Source organism: Pseudomonas sp. SIMBA_068 (assembly GCF_046534705.1).
Lineage (GTDB): Bacteria > Pseudomonadota > Gammaproteobacteria > Pseudomonadales > Pseudomonadaceae > Aquipseudomonas > Aquipseudomonas putida.
This window is the reverse complement of record NZ_JAWRYI010001558.1, coordinates 1-239: the sequence shown is the minus strand read 5'-3', so window position 1 is coordinate 239 and position 239 is coordinate 1. Positions and strand designations below refer to the sequence as shown.

Sequence of the window (239 nt, the reverse complement as noted above, 5' to 3'; positions counted from 1 at the left end):
AAGGTGAGATGCATCACGCTTCGCGCGGTGTCTGGGCGTTCAAAAAGGGCAGTAACAGCAGTGCGGAAATCCCGGCGGCGATAGAGATAACCACAAAAAATCCGCTCCAGTGCCAGGTATCGAGTACTTTCGCCAGCGGCCAACCAGCAAGCGACGCCCCCAGATAAGCAAACAAGCCGACAAACCCCGTCGCCGCCCCTGCCGCCTCTTTGTGGGAACACTCTGCCGCCGCCATACCG

1 pseudogene is annotated in these 239 nt (G+C 59.4%); it reads right to left on the bottom strand.

What is annotated here, in order from left to right:
- Positions 1 to 13: 13 nt before the first annotated feature.
- Positions 14 to 239 (bottom strand): annotated as a pseudogene (glpT, locus tag SB756_RS34915) (glycerol-3-phosphate transporter); the annotation flags it as partial.